Origin of the sequence: Bacteroides sp. HF-162 (genome assembly GCF_015679285.1) — a bacterium.
Classification (GTDB): domain Bacteria; phylum Bacteroidota; class Bacteroidia; order Bacteroidales; family Bacteroidaceae; genus Bacteroides; species Bacteroides uniformis.
In genome coordinates this window covers 3,178,129-3,198,627 of the sequence record NZ_CP064937.1, presented here as the reverse complement: position 1 = coordinate 3,198,627, position 20,499 = coordinate 3,178,129, and the positions used below count along the sequence as shown (strand labels likewise).

Annotated in this window: 16 protein-coding genes and 2 pseudogenes; 10 read left to right on the top strand and 8 right to left on the bottom strand. The window is 44.1% G+C overall.

Going from position 1 to position 20,499, the window contains the following annotated elements; all coding sequences use genetic code 11:
• Positions 1 to 19 precede the first annotated feature (19 nt).
• Positions 20 to 1,141 (bottom strand): annotated as a pseudogene (locus ITJ87_RS13350) (tyrosine-type recombinase/integrase).
• A gap of 272 nt (positions 1,142 to 1,413) precedes the next feature.
• Between ITJ87_RS13350 and ITJ87_RS13345 the strand changes: the two are divergent.
• The 6 genes from ITJ87_RS13345 (at position 1,414) to ITJ87_RS13320 (ending at position 9,694) form a co-directional block, all read left to right on the top strand.
• Positions 1,414 to 1,971, top strand: a complete 558-nt coding sequence (locus ITJ87_RS13345) for an NAD(P)H-dependent oxidoreductase (RefSeq protein WP_117964602.1) — start codon at positions 1,414 to 1,416, stop codon at positions 1,969 to 1,971.
• Positions 1,972 to 2,109: 138 nt separating this feature from the next.
• Entirely contained in the window at positions 2,110 to 4,365 is a 2,256-nt protein-coding gene (locus ITJ87_RS13340) for a bifunctional alpha,alpha-trehalose-phosphate synthase (UDP-forming)/trehalose-phosphatase (protein WP_117964603.1), read from the top strand.
• 5 nt (positions 4,366 to 4,370) lie between these two features.
• Positions 4,371 to 6,161, top strand: coding sequence for a glycoside hydrolase family 15 protein (locus ITJ87_RS13335; protein WP_117964604.1), 1,791 nt, complete (start codon positions 4,371 to 4,373; stop codon positions 6,159 to 6,161).
• Between the two features lie 196 nt (positions 6,162 to 6,357).
• Positions 6,358 to 7,854, top strand: a complete 1,497-nt coding sequence (locus ITJ87_RS13330) for a 4Fe-4S binding protein (RefSeq protein ID WP_117599628.1) — start codon at positions 6,358 to 6,360, stop codon at positions 7,852 to 7,854.
• 21 nt (positions 7,855 to 7,875) lie between these two features.
• Complete coding sequence (locus ITJ87_RS13325) at positions 7,876 to 9,276, top strand: aldo/keto reductase (RefSeq protein ID WP_117599627.1); 1,401 nt, start codon at positions 7,876 to 7,878, stop codon at positions 9,274 to 9,276.
• Position 9,277: 1 nt separating this feature from the next.
• Complete coding sequence (locus ITJ87_RS13320; RefSeq protein ID WP_117964605.1) at positions 9,278 to 9,694, top strand: DUF1893 domain-containing protein; 417 nt, start codon at positions 9,278 to 9,280, stop codon at positions 9,692 to 9,694.
• Positions 9,695 to 9,718: 24 nt separating this feature from the next.
• Here ITJ87_RS13320 and ITJ87_RS13315 read toward each other — a convergent pair whose 3' ends face one another.
• Both ITJ87_RS13315 and ITJ87_RS13310 read right to left on the bottom strand, forming a co-directional pair.
• Positions 9,719 to 11,419 carry a lipid A phosphoethanolamine transferase gene (locus ITJ87_RS13315; RefSeq protein WP_117599626.1) on the bottom strand — a complete coding sequence of 567 codons (1,701 nt, stop codon included), beginning with the start codon at positions 11,417 to 11,419 and terminating at the stop codon, positions 9,719 to 9,721.
• Positions 11,406 to 12,599, bottom strand: coding sequence for a BamA/TamA family outer membrane protein (locus ITJ87_RS13310; RefSeq protein WP_117964606.1), 1,194 nt, complete (start codon positions 12,597 to 12,599; stop codon positions 11,406 to 11,408). Before ITJ87_RS13310 ends, ITJ87_RS13315 begins: the two co-directional genes overlap by 14 nt.
• A 305-nt stretch (positions 12,600 to 12,904) precedes the next feature.
• On the opposite strand from ITJ87_RS13310, the pseudogene ITJ87_RS13305 reads away from it, so the two are divergent.
• From ITJ87_RS13305 to ITJ87_RS13295, 3 genes and pseudogenes are all read left to right on the top strand, one after another.
• Positions 12,905 to 13,782: pseudogene (locus tag ITJ87_RS13305) on the top strand (NAD(P)/FAD-dependent oxidoreductase); the annotation flags it as partial.
• Between the two features lie 56 nt (positions 13,783 to 13,838).
• Positions 13,839 to 14,276, top strand: coding sequence for a DoxX family protein (locus ITJ87_RS13300; RefSeq protein ID WP_117599739.1), 438 nt, complete (start codon positions 13,839 to 13,841; stop codon positions 14,274 to 14,276).
• Positions 14,277 to 14,413: 137 nt separating this feature from the next.
• A complete protein-coding gene (locus tag ITJ87_RS13295) occupies positions 14,414 to 14,968 on the top strand; it encodes a DUF3332 domain-containing protein (RefSeq protein ID WP_117599624.1) in 555 nt (184 codons plus the stop codon).
• 78 nt (positions 14,969 to 15,046) lie between these two features.
• Here ITJ87_RS13295 and ITJ87_RS13290 read toward each other — a convergent pair whose 3' ends face one another.
• On the bottom strand, positions 15,047 to 17,356 hold the full coding sequence (locus ITJ87_RS13290; protein WP_117964607.1) for a BamA/TamA family outer membrane protein: 2,310 nt from the start codon (positions 17,354 to 17,356) through the stop codon (positions 15,047 to 15,049).
• 143 nt (positions 17,357 to 17,499) lie between these two features.
• Here ITJ87_RS13290 and ITJ87_RS13285 point away from each other — a divergent pair, with 143 nt between their 5' ends.
• Positions 17,500 to 18,261 carry an RNA methyltransferase gene (locus tag ITJ87_RS13285; RefSeq protein WP_117964608.1) on the top strand — a complete coding sequence of 254 codons (762 nt, stop codon included), beginning with the start codon at positions 17,500 to 17,502 and terminating at the stop codon, positions 18,259 to 18,261.
• Here the strand turns inward: ITJ87_RS13285 and ITJ87_RS13280 are convergent.
• Genes ITJ87_RS13280 through ITJ87_RS13265 form a run of 4 tightly spaced genes read right to left on the bottom strand, consistent with a single transcriptional unit; the run spans position 18,215 to position 20,479 of the window.
• Entirely contained in the window at positions 18,215 to 18,544 is a 330-nt protein-coding gene (locus ITJ87_RS13280) for a hypothetical protein (protein ID WP_117599621.1), read from the bottom strand. The two genes, ITJ87_RS13285 and ITJ87_RS13280, sit on opposite strands and share 47 nt — an antisense overlap.
• Complete coding sequence (locus tag ITJ87_RS13275) at positions 18,541 to 19,467, bottom strand: DUF4296 domain-containing protein (protein ID WP_117964609.1); 927 nt, start codon at positions 19,465 to 19,467, stop codon at positions 18,541 to 18,543. The genes ITJ87_RS13280 and ITJ87_RS13275 overlap by 4 nt, the downstream gene beginning before the upstream one ends.
• Positions 19,464 to 20,096 carry a lipoprotein signal peptidase gene (locus tag ITJ87_RS13270; protein ID WP_117964610.1) on the bottom strand — a complete coding sequence of 211 codons (633 nt, stop codon included), beginning with the start codon at positions 20,094 to 20,096 and terminating at the stop codon, positions 19,464 to 19,466. The genes ITJ87_RS13275 and ITJ87_RS13270 overlap by 4 nt, the downstream gene beginning before the upstream one ends.
• 2 nt (positions 20,097 to 20,098) lie before the next feature.
• Positions 20,099 to 20,479 (bottom strand): TraR/DksA C4-type zinc finger protein, encoded by a 381-nt coding sequence (locus tag ITJ87_RS13265; protein WP_005654117.1) that lies wholly within the window; start codon positions 20,477 to 20,479, stop codon positions 20,099 to 20,101.
• Between the last annotated feature and the right edge of the window lie 20 nt (positions 20,480 to 20,499).

Below are 20,499 nucleotides of genomic sequence, written 5' to 3'. Positions count from 1 at the left end.
GCTATAACCGTTTTCTCCATCACATAACTAGTGAAATTTCATGGAACGATCGGTTAAGACGGTTACCGAACACCGTCAGGCCCTTGTCGATTTTTTCGGTGGTTATGTTCGTGTGCCCCAATACCCGGCTCACACTCTCAATGGGGACACCCTTGCTCAAAGCCAGAGTTGCGAATCCATGACGGCTTGAATGGAATGTTTTTAGTAATCCCGCACTCCCTTATCATCTGCTTCAACGGCTTGCAGATTGACCAGTAGTCCAAATTGGGAAACACGAGCCCGTTCTCTTGGAACCTCTCGTAACGTCTGATGATCTGCATGGGAATATCCAGCAGTTTCACCTGGGAATTCACCTTTGTCTTGTACCGCTTCGACAATATCCATTTCTCACCGTTCACTTCCGCAATGTCATCGGTGGTAAGTTCCTTCATATCCAAAAAGAGAGGGCGGTGAAACTGGCGAAGACAAACAGATCCCGGATATAAGCCAGCTTCCTGTTTGCAAACTCGTGCGTCATTACCGTCTTGATCTCATCTTCGGTCAAGTATTCCCGTTCCTTGACGTTTTGGCTGACGCGGTACTGGGCAAACGGGGTTTTCTGTATCAGCCCGTTGTAATGGACCTTCGCCACGATTGTTTTCAACCACATGCAGTTTGACCACACGCTGGCGTTATGAAGTCCGGCATCAGTGGAGAGATAGATTTCATACTCCTTAATGAAGTCGGGGGTAAGCTCAAGCATGGAAATGTCATTCCGCCTATGGTATTTCTTTATGAACGTCGCCAGATGGTTTCTTGACCTTACCCGCACTTTGTATGAACTCAACGCCCAGTCTATGCCGATACGCTTCTTGAAACTCTCGTTGTCCTTGTCGAACGCGCCGAGCAGTGTCTTGTATTCCGTACCGAGTCCCTGAAAGGTGTTGCGTACCATTTCGGCCGTAACGAACGCTTCTCTATCAGAGAGGCGTTGATAATGTCTGATGATTTGGGCCTTGATGTTGTCAAGGGCGAGATTGATCTCCCGCGCTTCCCTGCTCTTCCCTTTCGCCCGGTTGCCCTTGGCGTCCCATAGCCCTTTGGCGATAGTCTGCTTGCAACTGAACTGGGCTACGGAACCGTTGATTGTCACCCGTCCCATAACTGGGACAATACCGTTTTTCTCCTTATTGCCGTTCACGTAGAACAGCACTTTGAATGTACCGGTTACCGGGTAATGATTTGAAAACCATTCGCTCTCGTTACCTTTCGTTTCCCTGCACTTTAGCATTGGAGAGGTCTTCATCGGTTTTCCTCATAAGTCATTGAACATCAGTTTTGCCATCATCATTTATTCGTTTCTGATTGATTTTTCCAGAGATATGTAATATATTTGTACACACATCAATGATTTTAAACTAAAAGAAAAACAATATGGATAAAGATTCAAAGCAAGTAGTGGTTCTTCTGACACATCCCAATATAAAAGAGTCGCGAGCTAACAAGGCATTGATGGATGCTATTAGTGACATGGAAGAGGTGGCCATATACAATTTATATGAGATGCATGTGGAAGATGCTTTTAATGCAGAGATATGGAGCACTATCATATCGCATGCATCTGCGCTTGTATTTCAGTTTCCGTTCTATTGGATGTCGGCTCCTTCTTTATTGAAGAAATGGTTGGATGAAGTATTTACATATCTGGCAAAAACTCCTGCTGTGGCTGGTAAGACATTGATGGTGGTCACTACTGCCGGCTCTGAACATGATGCTTATAGAAGCGGAGGAAGAAATCGTTTTACGGTGGATGAGTTGTTAAGACCTTATCAAGCAAGTGCTGTACATGCCGGAATGGTATGGCAAACTCCTCTTGTAGTCTATGGAATGGGGACCTCGGAAGCTAGTAAAAATATAGCAGAAGGGATAAATTGCTATAAGCAAAGAATTGAAGCATTGGTGAAGAAAGACATTTCCAGTGATAATTGGTAATAGTAGGACCATATCGAAATGGAACATCTTTTTCATTTTTGAATGTTTGTTTTTCTCTTCATATTTTTCTAAAATCCTGATTTTAAGCAATAAATAAAATATTGTATGAGTTGGCATATTTCTTGTGTTAACTCATACATGAAACTTTATATTATATCAAACAGATTACCCGTTAAGGTTACCAAAGAGGATGAAACGTTCGTGTTTTCACGAAGTGAAGGCGGACTGGCTACCGGTTTGGACTCACTTCAGATTTCCTACGAAAAACATTGGATTGGATGGCCTGGAATATGCGTTGACAACGAAGATAGTAAAGAGGAAATCACTTCTAGATTGGAAGGAATAAATTTCCACCCAGTATTCTTGTCCGAAACACAGATAAAGAATTATTATGAAGGCTATAGTAATAGTACTATCTGGCCATTATGTCACTACTTTTTTGTTTATACGCTGTATCGGAACTCTTTCTGGCAATCGTATCAGGAAGTGAACCAGTTGTTCTGCGATGCCATTTGCCGCGTGATACGTCCAGGTGATAAGGTGTGGATTCAAGACTATCAGTTAATGCTGCTTCCCGGAATGCTTCGGAAGGTTTACCCGGATTTGAATATCGGATATTTCCATCATATCCCTTTTCCTTCCTATGAACTTTTCCGGATATTACCGGAACGTGCAGAAATCCTGAAAGGATTATTGGGTGCTGACTTTATAGCTTTCCATACTCATGACTATATGCGGCATTTTATCAGTGCTGTCGAACGGGTATTGCGTATTGACTTTAAACTGGACGAAGCACAACTCGGGAATAGAGTAGTTAGGACCGATGCTCTTCCTATGGGAATTAACTACGGACTGTATCACAATGCTTCTTCCAGACCGGAAGTATGGCGGGCGATAGACCGTACACGGAAATTTTTCGGAAATCATAAGTTGATTCTTTCTGTAGACCGCTTGGATTATAGCAAAGGCATTCTGCACCGTTTATGGGGATTTGCTGCCTTTTTAGAATGTCATCCTGAATATTGTGGAAAAGTTACATTGGCAATGGTCATTGTTCCATCACGTGACCATGTAGATAGTTATGCTGAGCTAAAAACCAAGATTGACGAAGAAATAGGTTCTATAAACGGACAGTATTCTACGATGGACTGGACTCCGGTTTGCTATTTCTACCACGGTTTTTCATTTGAAGAACTGGTGGCAATGTACTATATAGCTGATGTAGCTTTGGTAACTCCACTTTGTGATGGCATGAATTTGGTTGCCAAGGAATATGTAGCCTCGAAAAATAATAATCCGGGTGTTTTGATTTTGAGTGAAATGGCAGGTGCAGCTATTGAGATGACGGATGCATTGTTGATTAACCCCAATGACACTGAGGAGATAAAGCAGGCCATTTGTCGGGCTTTGGAGATGCCCGAACAGGAACAACTGAAACGCTTGCAACACATGCAGAAAATTATTTCCGTACAAACGGTTAATAAGTGGGCGGCAGACTTTGTAAGTGAATGGAGCGATACGTGCCGTAAGAATGAACAGCTTCGTAAGAAAAGGATATCTGTTGGTATTATTGGTGCCATCAAAATGAAATATAACCAGGCTAAGCAACGGCTTATCTTGCTGGATTATGACGGAACGTTGGCGTCGCTCAAGACACGACCGGAAAATGCTAAGCCCGCCCCTGAACTCATTGCCACATTGCAGAAGCTGGTTTCCGACCCGGCCAACCATGTTGTTGTTAATAGTGGTCGCGACCAGTTTACTTTAGAAAAATGGTTGGGAAATTTACCTATTGCAATGGCTGCGGAACATGGTGCTTTCTATAAGGAAAATGGCATCTGGCACAAAAACATAAACAAAGCGGAATGGAGTTCCGGATTGGTGTCCATCTTGAAGCTTTTTGTCGAAAAGACACCTCGTTCCCACCTTGAAGTCAAGGAAACGACTTTGGCATGGCATTACCGGGAAAGTGATGCATGGTTAGGAGCTTTGCGGGCACAGCAACTTATCAATGTGCTGGTTAACATCTGTATACAGCAAAAGCTGCAAATCATACAAGGAGATAAAGTGGTGGAGATTAAGTCTCCCGATTATAATAAAGGTTCCGAAGTGAGACGCCAGTTGGAAAAGAAACATTATGACTTTATCATAGCTATGGGAGATGATACTACGGATGAAGATATGTTCAAAGCTTTGCCGGTGAATGCAGTGACAATCAAGGTGGGATATGTGTCGGAGGCAGCAAGCTATAATATGCCATCACAAACGGAAGTCCTGCCTTTTCTTCAAATTCTGGCGAACAAGAAAGACATGAAACAACCCATTGGCGAGAATGTCAAAACGAGCTTGAAAGGGGTATTCGATTTTTTCAGAGACTTGTTAAAAACAAAATAGTAAAAATGAGTAATTTAAATTATGGGGTAGTAGGCAATTGTCGGACTGCCGCACTTATATCTGAAAAAGGCAGCATAGACTGGTTGTGTTTTCCCGATTTTGATTCTTCGTCTATCTTTGCATCACTACTTGATCGGGAAAGAGGAGGAAGTTTTGGATTTGACGTTACAGAAGACTATCATATCTCACAATCTTACGTTCCTCACACTAACATATTGTCTACTTCTTTTTCTTCGAAAGAGGGAGAATTTGTCGTACTTGATTACATGCCTTATTACCGTTCCTGCGAAAATGCCCATTATCTTCCGGCAGAATTGTATCGATATGTGAGGTGGATAAAAGGTAAGCCCCGTTTCAAAGTAAACTATGTCCCTGCTCCCAATTATGCGCAAGGTAAAGTGATTCATAATGTCACTTCTGAATTTATAGAAAGCTATTGTTCTTCTGATAATAAAGATAGACAATATTTGTATTCTTCCCTTCCTTTGCAGGACATCGAACAGAAAAAAGAAATTATATTGGAAAAAGATGAGTTCTTTCTTTTGTCATACAATGAAAAGGTCATTCCGGTGGATATTGAACGGGAAAAAATTGAATATTGCCGTACTTTGGTTTATTGGCTTAATTGGACCAACCGTACTAAGAAATATTCTCTCTATAATGATGTGATAGAAAGAAGCATGCTGGTTTTGAAACTGATGTCTTACTATAACGGAGCCGTACTGGCCGCCCTTACTACCAGTTTGCCTGAATCCGTCGGCGAAGTACGTAATTGGGATTATCGGTTCTGTTGGTTAAGGGATGCCTCCATGTCTATCGAAACTTTGTTCCAGATAGGCCATATAGGAGCAGCAAGACGTTTTATGAAGTTCATACAGTCCACTTTCGTATCCAAGCACGAATCCTATCAGATAATGTACGGCATTCGGGGAGAAAGGCAGCTGACCGAGATTATTCTGGAGCATTTGTCCGGATATAAGAATTCCAAACCAGTACGGATAGGTAATGATGCTTACCATCAAAAGCAGAATGACTCGTTCGGTTATCTGATGGATTTGATTTACCAGTACTATCGGCTGATGCCCGGTACATTAGACGAAATAGAGGATATGTGGGAAATGGTAAAGAGCATTCTTTCCACGGTAATGGAAGATTGGAAGAAACCAGATAAGGGGATATGGGAAATCAGAGGAGAAAGCCGCCATTTTGTTTCATCCAAAGTGATGTGTTGGGTGGCTTTGGACCGTGGTGCAAAGATAGCTTCCATGCTCAATAAATACGGTTATAGTGAACGTTGGCAAAAGGAAGCTGACAAGGTATGGCAGGATGTAATGACATATGGATGGAAGGAAGAACTTCAAAGTTTCTCGCAGACTTATGATAATATGGCAATGGATTCCTCTTTGCTGTTGATGGAACCTTACGGTTTTATTGCAGCAGACGATATCCGATACCATAAGACAGTGAAGGCTGTGAAAAAAGCTCTTTTGCATAAGGGATTGATGTACCGGTATAACAGCGAAGATGATTTCGGGCTTCCTTCTTCGGCTTTTACCATTTGCACTTTTTGGCTGATACGTGCACTTTTTGTTATCGGAGAAAAGGAAGAAGCCCGTTGTTTGTTTGATGATGTTCTGACATATTCCAATCATTTGGGGTTATTCAGTGAGGATATTGATTTTAATACGAAGGAACAACTGGGGAATTTTCCACAAGCTTATTCGCATTTGGCATTAGTCAATACGGCTATTCTGTTTGCAGAAGAAAATAAGAGATTGGCTTTTATCCGGCCGTAACGAGGAGGGGAACTTAATTAATACTGCAAATGGGAGCATTTTGTATTTGTCCTTCTTTCTTTCGTTTTTAATTCCATTGAATGATGATACCTTTCTTTTTTTATGTATTTTTGCATAAATAAAATTTCACTATTTCGGCAGTTGTTTTGTACTCATATCGCTGATATAGTTTAGGAACTCAAAATAAAGGATTATCATGTTACGGAAGATTAGACTGACTTTTGCAATGATTTGCTTTGTACTCATCACCTTGTTGTTCCTTGATTTTACGGGAACGTTGCATGGGTGGTTCGGCTGGTTGGCCAAAATCCAGTTTTTGCCGGCTGTATTGGCGCTAAATGTGGGAGTGATATTGTTTCTTGTAATTCTCACTTTGGTATGCGGGCGTATCTATTGTTCTGTGATTTGCCCCTTAGGGGTATTTCAGGATATACTGGCATGGCTGGGCCGGCAACCTAAAAAACGCAGGAAGCTTCCTTACTCTTATTCTCCGGCCTTATCTTGGCTGCGCTATGGCGTATTGGGTGTGTTTATCATTGCTTTGATTGCCGGAATTGGTTCATTGGCTGCTCTACTTGCACCCTATAGTGCATACGGACGTATTGCCAATAATCTTTTTCAACCTATATGGCAATGGGGCAACAATCTGCTTGCTTATCTGGCTGAACGGGCAGACAGTTATGCCTTTTATGAAACGGATGTATGGTTGAAGAGCCTGCCGACTTTTATTATTGCTGCCGCTACTTTGGCTGTGCTTGTTGTTCTGGCCGGACGCAACGGACGAACCTATTGTAATACGATTTGCCCGGTAGGAACGGTCTTGGGCTTCCTTTCACGTTATTCGCTTTTCCGCATCACAATAGATTCGGAAAAGTGCAACCAATGCAGTCTTTGTTCACGCAACTGCAAGGCAGCCTGCATCAACTTTAAGGAGCATCAGATTGATGCAAGCCGGTGTGTGGTTTGCATGAACTGCATTGAGAAGTGCAAGCATGGAGCCATTTCCTACAAGTATCATCCTTTCGGCAAACCTGCTGCGGGCAAGGCTAATTCGGAACAGATAAACGAAACCCGCCGCAGTTTTTTCACAGCAACGGCTCTGGTTGCAGCCACTTCTGTTTTAAAAGCGCAGGAAAAGAAAGTAGACGGAGGACTGGCAGCCATTGAGGATAAGAAGATTCCCGAGCGAAGCACTCCCCTCACTCCTCCCGGCTCATTGAGTGCCCGCAATATGGCGCAACACTGCACGGCCTGCCAGCTCTGTGTGTCGGCATGTCCCAATCAGGTTCTTCGTCCTTCTGCGGACTTAAGGAAATTGATGCAGCCGGAAATGTCATACGAACGCGGCTATTGCAGACCGGAATGTACAAAATGTTCGGAGGTATGTCCTACAGGAGCTATCCGCCCGATAATCAAAGTTGATAAATCATCCGTTCAGATAGGGCATGCCGTGTGGGTAAAGAAAAATTGCATACCACTGACGGATGGTGTGCAGTGTGGCAACTGTGCACGCCATTGCCCGACGGGAGCCATACAAATGGTGCCGAGTATACCTGAAGACAAGGATTCTCCAAAGATTCCGGTAATCAATGTGGAGCGCTGTATCGGCTGCGGGGCATGCGAGAATCTTTGTCCGGCCCGTCCGTTTAGTGCCATCTATGTGGAAGGGCATGAAAGACATCGGATTATATAACAAAGTAGAATTTCTATAAGTATGGAAGAACATCATAAAAACAATATGAACCGTCGTGATTTCTTGAAGATAGTGGGGATTACAGCCGCCACATCTACTGCTGCCCTCTATGGATGTGGTTCTAAGGAAGGGAGCAGTGAAGGTAGTAAAGCGTTGGGTCCCATTCCGACGGATAAAATGACCTATCGTAGTTTTCCCGGTTTGGGGAGTGACAAAGTTTCTATTTTAGGATATGGTTGTATGCGCTGGCCTACCGTTCCTGCTCCGGATGGAAAAGGGGAAATGATAGACCAGGATGCTGTGAACGAACTGGTGGATTATGCCATTGCCCATGGTGTGAATTATTTCGATACGTCTCCGATGTATGTACAAGGATGGAGTGAGAAGTCTACGGGAATAGCTCTGAAACGCCACCCGCGCGAATCGTTCTATCTTGCCACCAAACTATCCAATTTTCATCCTGATACCTGGACTCGCGAGGGTTCCATTGCCATGTACCGTAAGTCATTCGAGGATATGCAGGTGGACTATATAGACTACTATCTGCTACACATGATTGGTGGCGGTGGCATGGAGCAATTCCGCAAACGCTACATAGACAACGGTATGATTGATTTTCTTGTCAAGGAGCGTGAAGCAGGACGCATCCGCCGTTTGGGATGGTCGTTCCACGGCGATATCGAAGTCTATGACTATGCCTTGCAGATGCATGACCGTGGTGAAGTTCATTGGGATTTTGTACAAATACAGTTGAATTATGTGGACTGGAAACATGCTTCGGGCAGCAACTTCAAGGCAGAGTATCTGTATGACGAGCTGGCCAAGCGTAAGATCCCTGCTGTCATTATGGAGCCTCTGCTGGGTGGGCGGCTCTCCAATGTCCCCGACCATATTGTGGCACGACTGAAGCAGCGCGAACCCGAACGCAGTGTGGCGTCTTGGGCATTCCGTTATGCCGGTTCTCCCCAGGATGTACTGACAGTGCTGAGCGGCATGACTTATATGGAACATTTGCAGGATAACATCCGTACTTACTCTCCATTGGTACCACTCACAGAAGAAGAAACTCAGTATCTGTATGATACGGCAGATTTGATGATGGAGTACCCCACCATACCTTGCAACGACTGCAAGTACTGCATGCCTTGCCCGTATGGAATTGACATTCCTGCCATCTTGATACATTACAATAAATGTGTCAATGAAGGAAATGTGCCGGAAAGCAGCCAGGATGAGAATTATCGGAAAGCACGCCGTGCTTTTCTCGTAGGATATGACCGAAGTGTACCCAAACTGAGACAGGCCGACCATTGTACCGGGTGCAACCAGTGTTCTCCGCATTGCCCGCAAACGATTGATATTCCCAAAGAACTGCATCGTATTGACAAATTTGTAGAACAGTTGAAACAAGAGACTTTATAAAATGGAGAGTATCATTGACATACTGCACAAGGGAGGATACTCTTGTGTTATGAAGAACCGGGAGGAAGTCCGTACTTTCACCCAACGGGGAGTAGCGGATTTGTATGATTTGTACCAGGCAGATTCTGCATTTATGAAGGGGGCTGCCATTGCCGATAAGGTTATAGGGAAAGGTGCCACTGCTTTGATGGTACTGGGAGGCTTTAAAACGGTCTATGCCGATATAATCAGCACTCCTGCGCTGGCATTGCTGTGCGAAGCAGGAATTGAAACGACTTTTGCCCAAGAGGTTCCCCATATCATTAACCGTGACAAGACCGGCTGGTGCCCGTTGGAGACGGCTTGCATGGAGCTGAATACGGTAGAGGAGATGTATCCGGTGATTCAGAATTTTATATCAAGAATCAGGGCAAAATAGCAACAGCCTGCTCTCTTTCCCTGATTACCTGATGCCTTTCTCTTCCAGCATCTTGAAGTCTTCCTTGAGCATACCGACATCATCCAGTGTGCGGGCTTCATTGTGGTCGTTCAGATAGACTCTGGGTCTTTCGATAAACAGAGCGCTGGTGACAGATAAAGAGTCATTCCGGTATGGGGTCTCCACTCCACCTATTTCCAGCATTGTCTGGAAGAATGAGGCACTGGAAGATACATTCTTCTGCCTATTGGCTTGTGCGGCCTCCAATAACGATGGGTATCTCTGCCGGTAGTTGTCGGACATCCAAATAAAGAATGGCACATGTATCTGATAATAGGAAGGTACCGGTGAGGCATGCAGAAAGAGATGCCGGTTGTCATCGAAAATATCTTCTCCATGGTCTGAAGTGTATATCAAGGCAGAATTGACATGTTGTTTTTGAAGCATATCTATCAGACGAACCAGAAAATTATCCGTGTAGCGGATAGAATTATCATAGGCATTGATCAGGTTGTCTTTGTATTTCACTTCCGCGTCAACGGGCATGTCCGGCAGGAAGAAAGCCTGCTCTGCCGGATAGCGCTCTTTATAATTGAAATGAGAACCGTAAGTGTGGAGAACTATAAATTGCCTGGAAACTCCTTTGCCCAGTTCTTTTGCTACCAGTTTCAACAGTTTGTCATCAGAGGGGTTGTAATTGGAATCCCCCACATCTTCTTTAATGAAATCATACGTGTCGGCTTCTTTGCCGAAGAAATCTATAAATGAGTGGTTATAGCGCTGGTTCGAGAAAAAGGCGGTCTGATAACCGGCTTCCTTGAATGCTGTGATAATCCCTTTTTGATAATAGATGGAATCAAAACTGGAAGCACTGACCGGTGACAGCAACATCGGAACACTCTTGTGGGTGGTGTTTGATTCTGTCAGCACATGGCTGAAAGCTGTCAGTCCGCCAATGCCCGACAGTCCCGGGTTAGTTTCCCGTTCATAGCCGTACAAAGCCCAGTTGCATGCCCGTGAGGTTTCTCCCACCACCATTACATATACTTCCCTTTCATCAGCCTGATGAGTACTTCTAGCATGAAAGGTAAAATCTTTAGAGGTCTTGTGATAATTCCGCGTTTGGGCCGTCCGTTGAAAGGCAAGTGCTATGTTGTAGCATACGTTGGCAGGATACAGTTCGGATTTCAGCTCATACCGGTCATCTGTCAAATAAGCACTGCCTAAGGATAATATTCCGGCAGACAGCACATACAGAGTGCGACGGCGAGCTTGCCGGATGAATGCTTCGGACAGTCTGCGTTTGTGTACAATGGATATGGTTGCCAGAATTAATGCAGGTATATAGAGCACTACCACAATAACGATGGCAGGTATCAGATTGTCCAGCAGTTCCAGCGCCTCGCTTGAATTGGTTGTCACCAGATTCAGAAACATATCCACTGCGATAATGGACTGACCGAAAAGATATAGTAATACAAGCTGGAAGGCTCCGAAGAAGATGAACGGAAATAGCAGCCAGAATGTCCTGCCACAGTTTCTCGACCAAGCCATTACAGCATAATATATAGAAAGGGGTAGCAGGATATTACATATCTTTGCCGTCCATGATATGGGTTCTGTAAAGCATAGCACTACATTGGGCACTATCAGAATGACCAGAAACAGATAGAACAAATGTTCCTGATTGTCGAACCATTTTTTTATGTCTCTAAAAAGCTTCATTGATATTGAATATAAATCCGGTCTGGTGTTTGCCAAAACCTAAATCCAAACGTACGTTTACTCTCTTTTTGAACTCCCAGCGGTAGCCGAAACCATAATTAGGAAGAATATGCCTGGCCTCCAATTCCGAGAAATTCGGGAATATGGTTCCCGCCCCTACCCATACGGCAACTCCATTTCGCTTCCATACATGTTGGCGTAGTTCCAGCTGGGCATCCATTGCACACTTGTCACGGTAGCGTCCCTCATAATAGCCACGCATAGAATAGGAACTTCCCAATGTTGCCATCAGTCCCCAGGGCGGATTTCCGTAGTTCAGCAGAGTATGGAACTGGCCTGCCAACACCCCACCCTTCCACACGGACTGGTAATAGCTGGTCGTCAGTTCCGTATTGCTGAATGCGTATTTATTTCCCAAAAAGGCCGGACTGAAGCGCTGGTCTATCCGTAGGTAATATCCTTTATAGGCATTTGTCAGAAAATCGCGTGAATCATACAACAAGGAAAACCCCAAGCTCACGTTGGTGCTGTGCGCTTTCATTCCTTTCCATAATTCCGGTTTTTCAAAGTCATGCCCATACACGTAATCAAATGCTGTCATTGAACCGATATAAAAGTTACGTGCCATCCGGAACATGAAGTCCACCTTAACCTGCGCTTGAAAGCGATCGTATTCACTCTCATTGTCATCATTGGCTCCATTGTCATATCCTTGTCCCCAGTAAAGGCTTGGGAAAGAATAGAAATACAGATTGTAGTTCAACCGGTATTTGTCTTGGGGAAACAGATGGTTTCCACGTACTCCCAGCAAATAGAATCCCACCGTGGAGACATCCCCATACAGAGAGACATTGGACGGAGGGAGAATACTATCGTTCCGGTCGGTACGGTAGAGTCCTGCCGCCACCAGTCCGATTCCAAATTTGGTGTCACTGGAATAATGAGGCCCGCCTATAATGCTGAAATCAAATTTTTTGTTTTTCTTTTCTTTGTTGGCATCGTTGAAGTAATTCAAAATTTTTTCGAAAAAACTGCGTTTCTTGAGAAGCGAGTCTATCGGATACGTAGAAATTGAGTCCACAGAGTTTTTTGCTTCTGCAGGGTGTGTTTGTGCATGAACAGCCGTTTCTGTAATCAGCATCAATATTGGTAATATCCATTTTGTCAATTTAGTGTCCATTTGCTTGTAGAAAACTTCCGTGGCAAAGTTTGTTTTATGTTCTTCATTACAACAATGTTACCCTTCTTTTTGTTTCCTATTTTTCTCTTTTATGTTCATTTCTACATTGCATGTGGGGTTCACTCTTTTTAACCACATCATTTATAGAGCTTTCCTCAGTTATACTGTTATTTTAATATTACAAAGAACAACATGATATTGAATTAATGAAAACAGCAATGAACATTCTCGATAAAGAGGGGCAGAAACGATGGGTAATCGTAGGTGGTGGCTTCGATGGATTAAAGCTAGTACGAAAATTGAATACTTCGGAAGCCTTGTTCAACCGAACCAGATATTGGACAGCTTTGAACAGGCCCAGAGTACCGGTAATAAAGAAGAGCACAGGCGTCTGATGACCTTTGCCATTGTAGGTGGTGGAGCTACGGAAATAAAGTTGTCCGCTACTCTGGCCGAGATGAGAAAGTTTGTCCTTTCTCAAAACTATCCAGGCTTGAATATCAATGAGAAGCGTATCATCTTGTTGGATGGCTCTTCCAGGCTTTTGTCTGCCTTTTCTGAAAAGTCTTCCAAAGAAGTGACTGATTATCTGAAGAAGCATGATGTGGAAATTAAATTGAATCAACAGGTGATGGGATACGAGAATTATCAGTTGACATTGAATGATGGGACCGCAAGCAATACCAAAAAAAATGTATTCTGGGTGGCCGGTGTCAAAGCAAACAGCCTTCAAGGATTGCCTGCCTATGGACCGGGAAACCGCTTGAAGGTGGACACTTATAACCGTCTTTCTCAATATCCCAATATTTTCGCTATCGGGAATACGGCCCTTATGATTTCTGAGGAGTATCCCAAAGGACACCCGCAAGTGGTGCAACCAGCCATCCAGCAGGCCCGCAACTTGATAAGGAACTTGCAGCGTGCAGAAGCAGGCCTGCCGCTGCAACCGTTTATATATCAAAACAAAGGCTCCATGGAGACCATTGGCCGCAATCATGCCGTAGTCGAGCTTAAGAAGCTGCGTTTTGGAAGTTTTCCGGTATGGGCTGTGTGGCTGTTCATCCATTTGATGAGTATTGTGGGTGTAAAAAATCGTCTTTCCATCTTCGTAGACTGGATGTGGAGTTACTTTACCTATGACCTGTCTTTACGGATTATCATCAAACCCTTGAAGCGGCAATAAACTTTTATTGAGTAATATTTGTTATAGTTCATATACGAACTTAAAAATGAATGAATATGTTAAAACGACTTTTATTTCCCGTCAAACCGGACGGAACGGCAACATCTGCTATGCTATTAATTGCAAGAATTGTATTCGGTATATTATTAATGAACCACGGTATCCAGAAGTGGACTAACTTTCAAGAGCTGTCGGCTGTTTTCCCAGACCCATTGGGTGTAGGCAGCCCGCTGTCTTTAGGATTGGCTATCTTCGGTGAATTGGCATGCTCCATGGCATTCATTATAGGTTTTCTCTATCGTTTGGCTATGATACCAATGGTGTTTACAATGGCTGTTGCCTTTTTTGTAATTCATGGCAATGACCCGTTTGCCACGAAAGAGCTGGCTTTTGTGTACCTGGTAGTGTTCATATTGATGTATATCATAGGCCCGGGCAAGTTTGCCGTTGACCGTTGGATCGGAAAGGCTCTTTCTCAAAAAGCTCATAGATAGACACTTCTGTTTTACTGAAAACAGATTTTAAGCTCAAATAGGATGTATTTTCGTAAAAAATCCTATATTTGCGGATGCTTAAAATAACTCAATGAGCTATAAAGCTATTAAACACAGTAAAATAAAAAAGAGTGATTATGAAAAAGTTCAATTTGAAGATGGCTGCGACCGTAATGATTTGCGGCTCGTTTCTTTTCAGTTCTTGTATCGGTTCTTTTGGACTGCATAGTAAACTGGTCAGCTGGAATCAAGGTATTGGTACCAAGTTTGTAAACGAACTGGTTTATCTGGCATTCAATATTGTCCCGGTATATGGCGTTTGCTATCTGGCCGATGCATTGGTCATCAACTCCATCGAATTCTGGAGTGGTTCAAACCCTATGGCCAGCATTGGTGATGTAAAGAAAGTGAAAGGTGAAAACGGTGACTACCTGGTAGAGACACTTGAAAACGGCTATTCTATCACCAAAGAAGGTGAGACCGCTTCTATGGAACTCATTTACAACAAAGAGTTGAATACTTGGAATGTTGTTGCCGATGGTGTCAGCACAGAATTGCTGCAAATGAACAATGACGGCACTGCACAAATGACCCTTCCGAACGGTGAGGAAATGACAGTGACACTGGATGCCCAAGGTGTGGCTGCAGCACGTCAAGCGACAATGATTGACAGCTATTACGCCTTTAAGTAATGGGATAATGGATAAATGATAATGGGTAAATGTATATGCTAATTATCCAGTATCATTTATCCATAGTCATTTATATTTTTAGAACGGATATCCCACAGCAAAGTGGAAAGCAAAATCGCGGCTAAATTTAGGATGAATAATGGGATAACGGTCTTTTTTCTTCTCGTAAGCTGGATTGATTGCTTTCATACCTCCGTCGAAACGCAATACAAAGAAATCTAAGTCAAGACGCAGTCCTAAACCATATGCCAAAGCAATCTGCTTATAGAACTTGTCAAATTTAAACTGACCTCCCGGCTGGTCTTTATAATCCCGTATTGTCCAGATATTCCCGGCATCTACAAAGAGAGCCCCTCTGAATTTCCAGAATAACCGTGTGCGGTATTCAATGCTGGCATCCAGCTTGATGTCTCCCGACTGGTTCATGAAGTTATTATCGCCGGGGAAAGAACCGGGCCCCAAATCACGTACAGACCATCCGCGCACACTATTGGCGCCACCGGAAAAGTAGCGTTTTTCAAATGGAAGCATTGTTGCATTGCCGTATGGAATGGCGATACCGACACCAAAATGAAATGCCAATGAATTGCGGTTGTCAATGACCAGGTTCTTGGCAAAGTCAAAATCGCCTTTCAGGTATTGGGCAAAAGGAATGTTTAATAAAGTGTATTCTCCCGATGCATTCTTCTTCATTCCTCCGAGCTTTGCCACAGCATACAACAAATTGCCCGCTGATTCAAAATTGAAGCGGATGGTATAGGAATTTCCGATGCCGGAATTATTCATCAAAGCCTTTCCGGCACTGTTATAAATATAGCTATAGCCGGTGCGGACAATAAAACGGTCTTCATAATTATATTTGAGGATGTAGTTCTCGTCTTTCTCCAGATAATCCTCTTTAAATCTCTGGTCTATGCTGGGCATGTACAGATAATTGATGTCCAGTAAATCAATGCGATGCTGCGAACGCTGTTGTTGTACTCCCCATTTGTAGCTCCATCCGGCAGACGCCACAATACGTGTGAATTCAGGCCGCATCTGGTAGTTATATTGCAAGCCGAATTCTGTAGTAGCCCTTATCCTCCGTTTGAAATCGCTGGATACAAAGGGAAACATGAACTGTGGAAAGTTGATAGTTGCTTCCGCACCTAATTCTATATAGTCTTGATTTAAGGAGCTCTGCAAACCAGACACAGCCTCGTATGCCCCACGTAGCTTGAACATGAATGTTTCGGAACCTTTGAACATGTTGCGGTGCTGAAAAGCCACTGAAGCGGCAGCTCCCAAGTCGCCGGCAGAGTTTGTGCCTTCCACTTCAAAGGATACGGACTGATGCTTGCCTCTGGTCAGCATCACATAGGCGTTGAGCTTTGCACTGTCACTCTGCTGTACTTCGAAAAAACGGATGTTGGTGTATTTCAGGGCTTGCAGGCGTCCGTAGTTGGAGTAGGTGCGCTGCACGTTTTGCTCATTATAGAGAGTTCCCGGAATGATGCGCAGATTGTTGGTCAGCACTTTGGGACGCAGATAAAGCTTGTCTTTGTAGTAGATGGGGAATCCTTTGTAGTGCAATGAATCATTTACCTCGATGCTGTTCAAGGCAGATGCCTGCAACACATTATAGTCTGTAATGAAACTCACTTTATTGATAGTGTACTGTTGGTGATTCTGCGGTGTATCCTCGTTGTGCTGCTTGTATGGAGCCAAATGCAACGTCAAATCTACCAGGTAAGAATTGCGGACAGTATCTGCGGTATAAGAGATGTACTCTTTATTGAACTTATAATATCCGTTCTGAAGCAGTTTGTTCGTGATACGCTGACGTTCTGCATCCAATACATTGACATCAAAATACATGCCTTCGGATAAGAGGGTTACTGCAGAATCCTGCCGCATGTATTCCTTTATTTTACTGTCCCGGATATCATATTTCAAGGTACGCACTTTATAGGGTTTGCCGGTTGTCACCTTATAGACTAACCTCATCTTTTTCTTTTTGACTTGGCGTATCGGTTCCACCAGAGCACCCATATAGCCCATATTCTGCACAGCTTTAGTGATCTCTTCCCTGGTCCGATTGGTTTCCTCCTCACTGTATATGACAGGAGCATCCCCTAATTTCCTCAATGTACGGTTTATCCAGCGTGTAGAGTCCCGTCCGGACCAGTTGTAGACATACAACTGGGTCTTTATCAGACTGAACCACTTCGCATTGGGATTCTGGCGGATATACATGGAGAGATTAGATGGTTTTACTTCCTTATTGTCAGTATGTATACGCACTTCATCCAGCAAATACGAGCCGTCCGGCACATATTTGGTAGAAGAACAGGAAGCCAACAAAAGTACGATAGTAGTAAGTATCGCGTAGCGGAAACCTTTATCCATACCGAGTCATTAATTGCGCATAAACAGCTACAAATATACTTGTATTTTTTTGTTCCCGAAATAAAAAACGCCGGAAGAGTGCAGAGTTTTTGATTATATTGAAATAATCACGTATTTTTGTCAAATGATAACATGTGTATCCTATGGCATTAAGTAAAAACCGCATTAAATATATCCACTCGTTGGAGCAGAAAAAGAACCGGAAGGCTGACAAGGTATTTCTGGCAGAAGGACCTAAACTCGTAGGGGATTTGTTGGGACATTTTCCTTGTCAGTTCTTGCTGGCAACTTCAGAATGGCTTTCCCGGAACCGCCCTATCTCCACTGTAACGGATGTCACGGAAGTATCGGAGGAAGAACTTTCGCGTGCCAGCCTGCTAAAAACTCCCCAACAAGTGCTGGCTGTGTTCCGGCAGCCGGATGAGGAGACGGATGTTTCCGTCATCAGCCGCTCCCTCTGTCTGGCTTTGGATGATGTGCAAGACCCCGGTAACCTGGGAACGATTGTCCGCCTTGCCGATTGGTTTGGGATAGAGCATATATTCTGTTCGCCCAATACGGTGGATATCTATAATCCCAAAACAGTGCAGGCCACGATGGGAGGTATCGCACGCGTCAGACTGCATTATACTCCCCTACCCGAGCTCATTCGCTCACTGAAGGATATTCCCGTTTACGGCACTTTCCTGGACGGAGAGAATATGTACGGACAATCACTCTCGAAAAATGGGCTGATTGTGATGGGAAATGAAGGAAATGGCATCGGAAAAGAAGTGGAGGCACTCATCAACCGCAAACTATACATACCGAATTATCCCGCCGGCCGTGAGACCTCGGAGTCGTTGAACGTGGCTATTGCTACAGCAGTAGTTTGCGCTGAGTTCCGGCGCCAGGCAGCATTGTAGTAAAATCAAAAGGGAAAAACAACCAGGGAATCAAACAAGACAATTCTTCCTCGATAACCGGAGGGATTGCCGTCAGTATATTGCAGCACGTATCAAAATGAGGATAGTCTGTTTCCGCCTCCGTAAGCAAAGCTATGACGCCCGGTAGCCATTCCGTATTCTCCACCTCTTCTGTCAATGGGAAGATACGTGATACACACTGTCCTTCACCTATCTCCACCACATATTGTTTCAGATAGCCATGTCTGGGAAGAAACAGAAAATGGGAAGCGTAGCGTTTCATGCTTTCGGACGGGGACGTATGGTTCTAGGAGTTGTGGCATTTTCCTGCTCCTGAATTTTCAGAGGCTTCAATTTCTCTGGTTTCCCGATACTGTCCTTGCGAAGGGAGTCTGTGGCCTGCTGAAGGCTGTCCTTTGGGGCAATGACCAGACTGTCTGTGGCGTGATAGCGCATCAGTGAGATACGGTCTGCCAGCAAAGGCTGTGGAGTCTCCTGCTGCGGGTAATAGATGAACCCGCGTATTTCCTTGATTTCTCCTAAGGTATCGGCAAACAAGGTGAGCGTTTCCACACCTGTGCCTTGTACTTTCCGAATGGCACTGATGACACTGTCATTCTTCTCATAAAGAACCTGCATCGCCATCAACGGAGCATGTATGCTGTCCGGTGCACCGTTGTGAAAACGGAAGCGTGCGCTCCAGCGCAACGTGTCACGGTCGTGGAAATTGGTGTCTGAAGGCAACGTAAACGTTATCTTGTTGTCCAGGGGCATGCCCGTCAACTGATAGATATGCTGCCATATCCACACGTCGATACTGTCTCCGGGAAGTGATTCTTTCGGCTTGTTGTCACGCAGGGCAATCAAGTGGTTGATACCGTCTCTTTCGGCTTTTAAGCGTACATTCACTTTCTCGTAGATTTTGGTAAGTACCTCCGGATTACGGGCAAACCAGACCATAGAAGAGTCGAAATCGGCCTGAGTGATGCCATATTTCTTGAAAACCGATTCAATGTAAAGAACCCGCTTATAGCTTTCGTTATACGGTACTTCTTCACCCATAGCTTTGGCTATGTGATAATCGTAAAGCACGTTTTCCATCTTGGCATCCGGAAGGACGGTCTCAGGTCTTTTCACCTTACAAGCCGTCAGACTGAATGCCAGAAGGACTACACTACACCATTGAATTCGATTTATTCCTTTCATGATTTCTTTATGGCTGCGTGATAGGCATCATTGAAATCCTTATTATAGAACAACAGCAATGCAATCATACCACAGCTGATTGCTGCATCTGCAAAATTGAATATCGGGCTGAAAAAAATAAAGTGTTCACCACCGACGAACGGCATCCATGTGGGCCAGTTTGTATCTATGATAGGAAAATAGAACATATCTACCACTTTGCCGTGAAACCAGGAAGCATATCCTCCCCCTTCAGGCAGGAAAGAAGCTATCTGCGAATGAGTGCTTTCATTAAACAGTACACCGTAAAAGACGCTGTCAATAATGTTACCCAAAGCTCCCGTCAGGACTAAAGACACACAGACGATGAATCCCGTCTTCATTCCCAGCTTCACGAATTTATGCAGAAACCAACCTATCACCGTTACCGCAACAATACGGAACAAGGTGAGAAACAGTTTGGCGAATATTTCCATACCGAAAGCCATGCCACTATTCTCAGTAAAGTAGATGTAGAACCAATCTGTGATTCGGATGCTCTCGTGCCAGTACATGTGAGTCTTAATCCAAATCTTGATAATCTGGTCTATAATTAATACCGAGAATATAATGAGTAAGGCTATCCGTCCTTTCGTAAAGAATTTACCCATTTTTATTTCTTGCCGTTGTTTTTAGCTTCGATGCTCAAAGTGGCATGGGGCACTGCACGAAGGCGCTCTGCCGGTATCAGTTTGCCGGTTTCGCGGCAAATGCCATATGTTTTGTTCTCAATGCGCACCAAAGCAGCCTGCAATCCTTGGATGAACTTTAACTGGCGTTGGGCCAGACGTGTGGTTTCTTCCTTGGATAAGGTGTTGGCACCTTCTTCCAGCACTTTGTACGTAGGAGATGTATCGTCGGTGTCATTGCCGTCTGCACCCGTCAGGCTAGCCTTTAACAATTCATAGTCACGTTGTGCTAACTCTAACTTCTCCAGAATGATAGCGCGGAATTCTTCCAATTCAGCATCTGAGTATCTTGTCTTTTCTGCCATAACTTTTACGTGTTAATCAG

Bases quoted from the DNA above. Each gene is read 5' to 3' on its own strand.
- ITJ87_RS13345 (WP_117964602.1), top strand. From the start codon at position 1,414: ATGGATAAAGATTCAAAGCAAGTAGTGGTTCTTCTGACACATCCCAAT.
- ITJ87_RS13340 (WP_117964603.1), top strand. From the start codon at position 2,110: ATGAAACTTTATATTATATCAAACAGATTACCCGTTAAGGTTACCAAA.
- ITJ87_RS13335 (WP_117964604.1), top strand. From the start codon at position 4,371: ATGAGTAATTTAAATTATGGGGTAGTAGGCAATTGTCGGACTGCCGCA.
- ITJ87_RS13330 (WP_117599628.1), top strand. From the start codon at position 6,358: ATGTTACGGAAGATTAGACTGACTTTTGCAATGATTTGCTTTGTACTC.
- ITJ87_RS13325 (WP_117599627.1), top strand. From the start codon at position 7,876: ATGGAAGAACATCATAAAAACAATATGAACCGTCGTGATTTCTTGAAG.
- ITJ87_RS13320 (WP_117964605.1), top strand. From the start codon at position 9,278: ATGGAGAGTATCATTGACATACTGCACAAGGGAGGATACTCTTGTGTT.
- ITJ87_RS13315 (WP_117599626.1), bottom strand. From the start codon at position 11,419: ATGAAGCTTTTTAGAGACATAAAAAAATGGTTCGACAATCAGGAACAT.
- ITJ87_RS13310 (WP_117964606.1), bottom strand. From the start codon at position 12,599: ATGGACACTAAATTGACAAAATGGATATTACCAATATTGATGCTGATT.
- ITJ87_RS13300 (WP_117599739.1), top strand. From the start codon at position 13,839: ATGTTAAAACGACTTTTATTTCCCGTCAAACCGGACGGAACGGCAACA.
- ITJ87_RS13295 (WP_117599624.1), top strand. From the start codon at position 14,414: ATGAAAAAGTTCAATTTGAAGATGGCTGCGACCGTAATGATTTGCGGC.
- ITJ87_RS13290 (WP_117964607.1), bottom strand. From the start codon at position 17,356: ATGGATAAAGGTTTCCGCTACGCGATACTTACTACTATCGTACTTTTG.
- ITJ87_RS13285 (WP_117964608.1), top strand. From the start codon at position 17,500: ATGGCATTAAGTAAAAACCGCATTAAATATATCCACTCGTTGGAGCAG.
- ITJ87_RS13280 (WP_117599621.1), bottom strand. From the start codon at position 18,544: ATGAAACGCTACGCTTCCCATTTTCTGTTTCTTCCCAGACATGGCTAT.
- ITJ87_RS13275 (WP_117964609.1), bottom strand. From the start codon at position 19,467: ATGAAAGGAATAAATCGAATTCAATGGTGTAGTGTAGTCCTTCTGGCA.
- ITJ87_RS13270 (WP_117964610.1), bottom strand. From the start codon at position 20,096: ATGGGTAAATTCTTTACGAAAGGACGGATAGCCTTACTCATTATATTC.
- ITJ87_RS13265 (WP_005654117.1), bottom strand. From the start codon at position 20,479: ATGGCAGAAAAGACAAGATACTCAGATGCTGAATTGGAAGAATTCCGC.